Consider the following 8416-nt stretch of genomic DNA (forward strand, 5'->3'; position numbering starts at 1 on the left):
GGTTACATTTGTTGTTAAATGGCGCTATGCCTCAGTGGGAAGTGTATTAGGTTTCCTGCTTATTTCTATCTCTTTAGTGGTCGGCGGTGCCGTCAAATTTGTCGCATTTCCTGAATTAGACGGTGATATTGCTGAAGCGCGTATTATCTTACCACCCGGCTCCTCACTCAGTCAGACCGAACAGATTGTCGACAAAATAGCACAGAGTGCTAAAACAGTTGCTGAAACCTATAATCAGAAAAATGATGAACCCAGCCCTCTTATTCAGGATATTACAACACAGTTTAATTTTAACAGTGATGCCGGTGAACAAGGAGCACACCTGGCCACCGTCCGTGTAAACATGCTCTCGGCCGAGATCCGTAATACTTATATTGATGACTTTATTGAAGACTGGCGTTTAGCTACAGGAGATATGGCGACACCTATTTCAGTGGTATTTAAACAACCGGTGATGGGCCCTGCAGGCCGGGATATTGAAGTCCGTCTACAGCATAACGACCTTTACAAGCTTAAAGAAGCCTCACTGCAGCTGCAGGCTTACCTGGCAGAGTTTTCCGGTGTCCACGGGATTTTAGATGATATGCGCCCCGGTAAAGAAGAGATCAGCATCAGTTTAAAACCTGGCGCCGAAGCCTATGGTGTAGACGGGAAAACGGTGGCACTGCAGCTTCGTGCAGCCTATTTCGGTCAGACTGCAGATAATATTCAAGTAGGCCCTGAAAATATCGAAATAGAAGTTAGATTTAATAAGCAGCAGGCAGGTGACCTGCGTGTCTTAGAAAACTTCCCGATTATTATGCCCGACGGCAATCAGCTGCCGCTCAATGCCATTGCTGATCTTGATTATAAACGCTCATTTGTGCGTATATCACGTATCGACAGCTTAAGAACAGTTACTGTTATGGCAGAGGTAGATAAAAAAGTGGCTAACAGCAGTGAGATTCTGCAGAAGGTTCGTCAGGAATTTATTCCCGAGATTAGAAAACAATACCCGACACTAAGAGTCGACTTTGAAGGGGCCAGTAAAGAAACCGCAAAAACCGGCTCATCGCTGTCAAAAGGATTTTTAATCGGTTTATTCGGTCTGTTTACTATCCTTAGTTTCCAGTTCCGCAGTTACCTGGAGCCCTTTGTTGTTATGCTGGCAATTCCCCTTGCATTAATCGGGGTGATCTGGGGACATTTTCTATTAGGTCATAGTTTATCTATGCCTTCTATTATGGGATTTATCTCTTTAGCCGGCATAGTGGTAAATGATTCTATATTACTGGTGCAGTATATACGTCACCATGTCGATGAAGGCGACAGTGTCCATAAGGCGGTTGTACTGGCCAGTAGAGAAAGGTTCAGAGCGGTATTCCTGACATCGTTAACAACGGCTGCCGGACTGCTGCCGTTATTACTGGAAACCAGTCTGCAGGCGCAGGTGGTTCAGCCGCTGGTGATCTCAATAGTATTTGGTATTTTTACCTCTACCCTGCTGGTGCTATTTATTATACCAAGCGCTTATGCGATCCTGGCCGACTTTGGGTTAATACATAAGCACGAAAGAGATTAATATAAATGTTCAGGAAATGCGTAGATAAAAAATACAACAGGTTGCTGCAACACATTTAATATATTGCTTACTTTTTCGTTATATCGAATGAAAAATTAAATAAGCTGAGCAAGTACACCAAGCTTATGTAGCTTGGTGTAGCTCTTCGTAATGCGACCGAATTTTAGCCATATCAAGAAACACTCGCGGCTAATAACACTAACCTGCTGCACTTATTATATTACTCCATGACTAATAAGGTGTTGCCTGGCATTGGCTTACAATTTTCAAACTGAACTAAGCCAGCAGTTGCTGGTTATACATAGTGTTTTTACCATGATCCGTCAGGTATCCGCTTTCGATTAACTATCTTATAACTGGCTTTTCTAAGAGTTAAAACTGATTTAATCAACAAAGCCTCCCCGCCTTTTTCTAACAGCTCTGAATGTGACGTTCCGCACAAAAGCCCTTCGTAGAAAGATAATGCACATATTGTGGTTTCTATTGTTCATCCTCATTTCCAAGAAATTCGTAGACTAGCTTCACTCACATTACGTGAGGTTTTAGCGAATTTAATATCGCTAACGAATAGGTTTGTATAATTTATTACTAAGGGAAAAAGTATGAAAAAATTAAATTTAGTTGCCGTGTCTGTTTTGGCTGCGTTATCGTCAGGCACTTCATTTGCTTCTGAAGGGGAAAACTTTGATTACTATGGTTACGGTCGCGCTGGAATTTCGACAACCACAGATGGTGGTGAACAAGGATGTTATGGCTCAGGTGCAGATGGTCATTATACAGGTCGCCTTGGCGATGAATGTGAAACTTACTTAGAGATGGGCTTTAGCAAGGGGTTTACACAAGAAGCAGGTAAATCAATCGATATTAACAGCATGCTATCAATTGAAACAGCTCAAGGCGCTCAGTTTAATGATTATCAATCGGTAGTAGAACCAGGAGTATCTGATGCGAAAGGTGATATTGCATTACGTCAATTCAACGTTATTGCTACTGGCTATTTAAATTCAGCTCCTGAAGCCTCAATATGGGCGGGTAAACGTTATTACAAACGTAAAGATGTTGGTTTATTAGATCTCTTTTATTTAAACAACTCTGGTTACGGGGCTGGTATTGAAAATGTGAATACTGGCATTGGTGATTTGTCTGCAGCCTGGATTACGGGTGACCAAGTTGCTTACACAGGTAAAACTAATGCAAGTAATCAACGTATGGTTCAGGTGAATAAACTGGATTTGCGCCTAGAAAATATTGAACTATCAAGCAGTGCGAAATTAGCATTCGCATTAATATATGGTTTTGGTGATGTTAACCAGAGCCAGGATAATGCGGGTGAGCCAAGTGATGATGGTTTATTCTTAACCGCTGAGCTCGATTCCAATATTTGGAATGGCCAACACACCTTAGTTGCACAGTATTCTACCGATGCATTGGGGGATGCCGCGTGGCGCAATGCCAGTGGTAGTAAGGTCAAGACCTACGCGACATGGGAAGGAGATATGGAAAGTTCATCTCGCCTTATTGCTTATGGATCTCAGCCAATTACACAATCTCTGATAATGGATTATTCACTTTTGTACGCTCAAGGAGAAACAAAATCATCTTCGAATGTAGCTGAAGAAAATCCATTCCGCATCAGTACGGTAATTTCACCAAGCTATCATTGGGATGAAGTTAACAGTACGCGCATTGAACTGGGTTATGAGAAAGGGCAAGAAAGCTATCAAGTTGAGGAGCAAGATTTGTTCAAGTTGATGATTGCACAGGAATTTAGCCCAAAGATTTCTGATAAATTCAAACCGACGTTGCGTGCATATGTAGGAAGTTTCTTCGGTAGTACCGCAGAAGAAAACCGCGTTGTAAATAACGCTGGTGACGATGGCACTATCCGCTTTGGAGTTCAAGCATCCGCTTCTTGGTAATTCCACATCGAAAGGTTAGTTAGAAAATATCTGGCGCTGTCAGCAGCGTCAGCATTCATATTGGAGGCTCAATGAAAAAATCAAGGAAATATCTGGCACTGTTAGCAGCGTCAGCGGTCATATTGCTTACTGCATGTGGCTCAGAAAATCAAGATACACGTAATACCGATGTTGTAATAGATGAGAAAGTTGATTTTCTAGAATTCCCTGAGGGTTTTTTATGGGGATCAGCTACGGCAGCTTATCAAGTAGAAGGGGCCTGGAATGAAGGTGGCCGTGGTTACACGAACTGGGATCTCTATACCCAGCAGATGAGGTTAGCTCAGGGTGAAACTGGTAACGTGGCTATCGACCAGTATCACAGATATAAAGAAGACGTTAAATTAATGGCTGATGCTGGCCTGAAGGCATATCGCTTTTCAATCGCTTGGTCGCGCATCTATCCTACAGGTTTTCCTTTTAAGGTTGATGCGAGATTCCAGCCAGTATTGGATGATAATGGAAACACAATCCCAGTTGAGCCAAATCCAGAAGGTGTTCAGTACTACAATGATCTGGTTGATGAATTATTGAGCTATGGTATTGAGCCTGTTATTACCTTATTCCATTGGGATATGCCAATTGCACTCACAGGTGCTGGTTCTTTCAAGAACCGAATGGTTGTTGATATGTACGTGGCTTATGCTGAAGCGGTATTTCGAGCCTATGGTGATCGCGTATCACGATGGTTAACCTTTAATGAACCATTCGCTTTTGCGATTGCTATTGAAGGTATGCTGTCGCTAATGCAGGACATTATGGCTAGTGGTGGCGATGTGGGATTTGATGCACTTATTGCCACAATGAATACCACACAATCAGAGGTCTACTGGGGCTTACAGATGACCACATTACACAATATGTTTCTGGCTCATGCCAGATCACTTGAGGTGCAGCGTGATCTAGAAACACAAGGCCTTATTATACCTGGTGATGTCGGTATTGCCTTTGATCTGCGTCCAGCCAAATCAGGTAGTAATACCCCTGAAGATCTCGCCGCAACTAAATTATTCAATAGCTTATTTAATGATTGGTTTGTGTTCCCTTTTACACGAGGTGAGTACCCTGCTGAGCCCATGAAAAGACTTAAAGATTTAGGTTACGGCTTCATCAACCTGTCGGACGAACAAGTAGCCGAAGATTTAGCCTATATCAAAGAGCAAGGACTTGATTACGCAGCACTTAATTTCTACTCAAGAGCAACCGTTACCTCTCACGAAACCAGTGGCAATTTTGCCATTGCGACGGGAGTCGGCTTGGGGCCTGTTTTCGGTGAAGCTTACGCACAACAAGTAGAGGAAGAGCCTGGTTCAGAAAATGGGGCTTATGATCCGCAAGGTCTTTATGATGGATTAATGTATTTACATAAAGAGACAGGGGGATTACCAATATTAATTACTGAAAACGGCGGTGGATATCGGGTAGAAGACAAGCTAACCGATGATGATCAAGTTCATGACCCCCTGCGTACGCGCTTTCTTAATGGGCATATAAAGGCCGCTTGGCAAGCAATTCAAGATGGTGTTGATGTTCAGGGATATACGGCCTGGTCATTGTTTGATAACTTCGAGTGGTTTTTTGGTTTTCAAGGACGATTTGGTATGATTTATGTCGATTATGAAAATGATCTTAAGCGTATACCTAAAGATAGTTACTACTGGTATACAGAAACTATTAAAAACAATGGAGTTGCTAACGATTAATTATTTATCTTAATTCACATATTGAGTTGCTTCTATTTAAATATAGAAATTAAAAGCAGGAAAGCTTTCAAGCACTGTCGATTCAAGTATGTAAACTATTATTCCCTTTGCCAGTAGTTTATTCTGCTGGCTTTTTTTACCTCTTTATTTCCTCATGGTTAACACACGCAGATTGCTGTTTCGTTGACAATCAACACGTTACGACAGCAAGGGGTTCACCAGCAGCGAAGGTAAACGCATTGTTTAAAAGTACGTCTTGACTTTCATGTATTGCCCTGTAGTTTAACTGGTGCAAAATTAATATAATTGGTATGTTTTTCAGTGTTACAAAGTTACATTTTGGAAGTGATAAAATGAACAACTCCTACCCGGTTCATGTGGCGAATAAATATATATCCTTATTGCGACGACATTACAATCTAGACGATAAGGTTATATTCAAAGAGACTGGTATTAATGAAAAGTACTTATCTGACGATAATATTATTTTATATCCAAATGACTGCGAAGTAATCGCCCTTTTAAACTTGGCCAATGAGTTAGAATATTTTACCCACTATGAAATAGAAGATATTTTTTCACTAAAAAGTGAATTTTCTGGCTTTTCAGGTTTAATTTTCCATAATTTACATGCCGGTATTGCTAACCAAGTAAGCCTGGTTTCATATCTTCAATCCATCAAAAAGGCTTCGACGTTATTTCCTGCGCATGCCATAGATTTTAGTCTGAAAGGCAACAAGGCGATCATAACCCATTCTTTTAATACTAGTGAAAGAGAGTTTGGTTCATCCCAAGGCGTGTTTACAAACTTAAGTCAAAGTATGAAAAATATATATGGATTAAATTTGAATTCAGTTAACTATTTTTTTAATAACAACGGCTTAAAGAATGAAAGTGAATTCAAAAGAATTAACCTTGGAGAAATAAATGATGTGCGGGGGTGTTCATTTATGGAGTTTGATATTGAAAATTTGAACCTGGCGAATAAATATCACAATCCATATATAGGTCAGTTAAATGTTGAACCAAAACTATTGCCTAGCAATAGTTTTAGGGAAAAGATGGCGACTTCAATAAGGAACTTTTTCGATAAGAATGGATATATCCCTAAAAAAAGTGAAATAATAAAAACAATGAACGTCAGTGAATCAACCTTGTACAGAGAACTAATTAAAGAAGGTGAAACATTTTTCCTTTTCATTAAGAAGTATAAAGACGAAAAAGCGAGGGGGATGTTAAAAAACACAAACACTCCGATACAAGAAATCGCTTCAATGCTAGGTTATACCGACTCCACATCCTTCATTCGCTCATTTAGGCTTGAAAACAGCATAACACCTTTGGTTTACCGCAAAACAATGGTGTCGTCGGCGAACCGTTTGGAATTTACGGCAGTCAGCCGACCTAGATAAACAACCATATTTTTATTTAAAGTCAATCAGGCCACGGAGTTTGCGGGATAAACGCCCTTTTATAACGGTATAATTTTCATGAAGGCCATAAAGAGTTACTAGGCATGTGGATTTCAGAAAATGAAAGGGCAAAGTTTTGGCTTAACGTATTAACTGAGTAATCCCCCGAAAGCAAAACGGACACAACCCTACAACTATTCTGACACTTCTTTGCTGTTCTCTACCATCCTCTGGAGATCCGATTCCTTAAGGTTGTAGAAAAAGAAGATAATGAAGAAGAAGACGCAGTAGCCGATCATCGGGTAGAGGGCGGTCATCTTCCATATTCCATCAAGTGTTTCAGCACTCTGCTCTACATTCGGCTGGTAACCGATAAACTGAAGCATAAAGGCTCCTATGCTCCCCGATATCGCCATGGTCAGTTTTGTTGTAAAGGTTTGGATGGAAAAGGAGATCCCCTCCGCCCGTTGTCCCGTTTTATAGTAACCATACTCTACGCAGTCTGAAGTAAACATTGCACACAGCACGAAAGGCGCCATTAGTCCGAGCCCCTTGATGAAAGTAAAAAGGCAGACGAGGATGATATTTTCATAACCGATAAAGTAATAGCTTATAGTGGTGACTAAGTAGAGTGCGACACAGCAAAGCAACAGCTTTTTTTTACCGAAGGCCTTGATCAAAACAGGAAAGAAGAGGGAAAGCAGCAACATGGGAAGAGCAGTCATTGTCATCAGCATGGGAATATATTTCGCACCGCCCAGTACGTAGATGGCAAAATAATTGCCAACAACGAATCCCGTATTGGTAAGACTTGCGACAATCACCGCCCCGTAGAAAATCATCAAGTACTTGTTATGAAAAACATAATAAAAGAGTTGCTTAAATGTTATTACTTCTTTCCGATTATGGACAACTCTCTCTATGGCATAATATTTAATGGGGAACATAGTAACCATAGCAATAAAAGAAAGAATAAGGGCCGTGTTAGTCCAACCCAGTTTTGTTATAAACGGCATGGCGGCAACCGAAGTGATCATGGCAGCAATAGCTGCTGCAAGACGGCCTATGGAAATAAGTCTAACCCTCTCATCAACATTAACACTCATAACGGTCGCCAGAGCGAATATGGGGACATCACTGACGGTGTAAATCATGCCCCAAAGGATGTAAGTTGTGTAGGCGTAAACTAACTTAAAGGTCAGGGAGCCATCGACATCGACAAAGAGCAGCACGGTTGCCAGTGGCAGTGCAAATACAACCATGTTAATCCAAGGTTTAAATTTGCCTTTTTTCAAACTCATTTTATCAACAATCATTCCCATAATTGGGTCATTGATGGCATCCCAGAGACGGGCTACGAAAAAAAGAGTCCCCACTGCGGCCGCAGATATGCCAACAACATCTGTGTAGAAAAGCATAAGAAACTGCAGAACAAATATGTAAAGAATATTCTGACCAACAAAGTATCCACCATAAGATGTTCTCTCAATTCCGCTGGTAAAAAAATCCTTTTTTTTCATTCAAAACTTTCCTTGTTAATATTTTCAGATATAAGTAAAAATGTTGCCTGATTGTTTTGCTAAATAGAGCCACTGAATAAATCAGTTAATTTCAACGCGTCGGGCTCAGAACTGTTCCTGTTGCTCAGTAGGTACTATATGAGACGCAGCCTAAAATTCAAGGTCATAAAAGCATAATACGTCGAAACAGTTGGGGATTTTTATCTCCGCATTAAGTACAAACAAAAAACACAACAAGTTGCGGCTTTAACTATTTCAAAGG

5 protein-coding genes and 1 pseudogene are annotated in these 8416 nt (G+C 40.8%); 5 read left to right on the forward strand and 1 reads right to left on the reverse strand.

The features are described 5' to 3' along the window. The 5 genes and pseudogenes from AC4GME_RS15305 to AC4GME_RS15325 form a co-directional block, all read left to right on the forward strand. Positions 1-1561 (forward strand): efflux RND transporter permease subunit (locus AC4GME_RS15305; protein ID WP_490379697.1); only part of this gene is annotated, 1561 nt, incomplete at its 5' end. Between the two features lie 602 nt (positions 1562-2163). After that, a complete protein-coding gene (locus AC4GME_RS15310; protein WP_490379698.1) occupies positions 2164-3480 on the forward strand; it encodes a carbohydrate porin in 1317 nt (438 codons plus the stop codon). Positions 3481-3551: 71 nt separating this feature from the next. After that, on the forward strand, positions 3552-5222 hold the full coding sequence (locus tag AC4GME_RS15315; RefSeq protein ID WP_490377715.1) for a glycoside hydrolase family 1 protein: 1671 nt from the start codon (positions 3552-3554) through the stop codon (positions 5220-5222). A 353-nt stretch (positions 5223-5575) separates the two neighbouring features. After that, the gene (locus AC4GME_RS15320) at positions 5576-6634 is read left to right on the forward strand and encodes a helix-turn-helix domain-containing protein (protein ID WP_490379699.1); all 1059 of its coding nucleotides are present in this window, start codon (positions 5576-5578) and stop codon (positions 6632-6634) included. Positions 6635-6714: 80 nt separating this feature from the next. Next, a pseudogene (locus AC4GME_RS15325) lies at positions 6715-6792 on the forward strand (transposase); the annotation flags it as partial. Positions 6793-6828: 36 nt separating this feature from the next. Here the strand turns inward: AC4GME_RS15325 and AC4GME_RS15330 are convergent. Next, positions 6829-8154 (reverse strand): glycoside-pentoside-hexuronide (GPH):cation symporter, encoded by a 1326-nt coding sequence (locus AC4GME_RS15330; protein WP_490379700.1) that lies wholly within the window; start codon positions 8152-8154, stop codon positions 6829-6831. Positions 8155-8416 lie beyond the last annotated feature (262 nt).

The sequence above is a fragment of the Psychromonas sp. genome (assembly GCF_983033635.1).